Origin of the sequence: Paraburkholderia fungorum, from assembly GCF_046027605.1 — a bacterium.
Lineage (GTDB): Bacteria > Pseudomonadota > Gammaproteobacteria > Burkholderiales > Burkholderiaceae > Paraburkholderia > Paraburkholderia fungorum_F.
On sequence record NZ_JAQQEF010000080.1, the window covers coordinates 1 to 1,343 of the forward strand.

Genomic DNA, 1,343 nt, shown 5'->3' on the forward strand with positions numbered 1-1,343 from the left:
CCTCGGAAGTTGCCATGCCACTACCGCTCGTCAATGGGCGAAACCGCCAGGCGAGAATCGGCCTTATTACGACCAGCCACCCGTCACCATGACATCCTCCGACGTGATCATGCGGCTGTCGTCGGCCGCGAGGAAGAGCGCCATGCGCGCGAGATCGCCGGGCTCCATTTCCTCGTCGATGCACTGGCCGCGTCGTATCTCTTCGCGGCCTTCGTCGGTGAGCCACAGGTTGCGCTGCTTCTCAGTCAACACCCAGCCCGGCACGAGCGTGTTCACGCGGATCCCATACGCGCCGAGGTCCTTGGCGAACCCGCGCGTCAGGCCCTGTACTGCCGCCTTGCTCATGGCGTAAACCGGGAACTGGCTGCTCTTGAGCATCCAGCAATGCGAGCCGAGATTAATGATCGAGCCCGCGCGTGCGGCCTTCATATCCTCGACCACGGCCTGCGCTGCGAACAACTGATGCCGCACGTTAACTGCAACGCCTGCATCGAACGACTCGGGCGTAACGTCGGCGAGCGCGTGGCGGCGATCGTTCGCCGCGTTGTTCACGAGCACCTCGATCGGTCCAAATGCTGCCCGCACTTCGGCGATGGCCGCGTGCAACGCGGGAATGTCGGTGACGTCGCAGGCGACGAAGAGCGGTTTATGGCGCGCGTTACCGAGCGATTTGGCAAGAGCTGTTCCCGCGTTCGTGTCGATGTCGAGAAAGCCCACACGTGCGCCTTGCGCAACGAAGTGCTCGACGAACGAAGCGCCAATGCCACTCGCGCCGCCCGTAATGAGCACGACCCGGTCTACTAGACTGGGATAGCTCGCGTAACGTGCTTGTCCCGAAGATTTTTCGCTAGAAGTTGCCATTCACATCCCGTATTGATTAATCGCTGCGACGACGAAGCCGACTGTGCGCCATGGAAGTTTTCTTGTGAGCTAAGCAGGTCCGGCTTCGTGGCGGCCTCCCGTCTGACGCCCAAATGACGCCCAAATGACGCATTGTCCACGAGAAGGTGGCGATCCGCAAAGACGTGCTCGTCGTCGTGCGTTTCCAATACAACGCCGCCGAGCAAGCGACATGGGCGCCAGTGATCAAGCTGATGGACGACCCGCTGCGCCTCGGGGCCGGCCGGCAGCCCGCGAAGGATGGATTTTCAACCCGAAGCGGCCTTTGTAGGCTCTCCCGCAATAAGAAAAAGTCTGGCTATCCAAGAGACCGCGTCGCGTCTTGCGCTCTTGCACGGTGTCCTGTGAGTGCACCTCGGCGTTGTCATGAGGTCGTCCCTTGGCAAACAGTGGCGGCGTTTGAACGACCGCTTTGGAGAAATGTGGCCGTCCGCAGTGGGTCG

At 61.4% G+C, this 1,343-nt stretch carries 1 protein-coding gene; it reads right to left on the minus strand.

Features of this window, described 5'->3' with window-relative positions; translation table 11 throughout:
* Positions 1-66: 66 nt before the first annotated feature.
* Positions 67-861 carry an SDR family NAD(P)-dependent oxidoreductase gene (locus PQR53_RS38810; protein ID WP_408141728.1) on the minus strand — a complete coding sequence of 265 codons (795 nt, stop codon included), beginning with the start codon at positions 859-861 and terminating at the stop codon, positions 67-69.
* Between the last annotated feature and the right edge of the window lie 482 nt (positions 862-1,343).

Bases quoted from the DNA above. Each gene is read 5' to 3' on its own strand.
- PQR53_RS38810 (WP_408141728.1), bottom strand. From the start codon at position 861: ATGGCAACTTCTAGCGAAAAATCTTCGGGACAAGCACGTTACGCGAGC.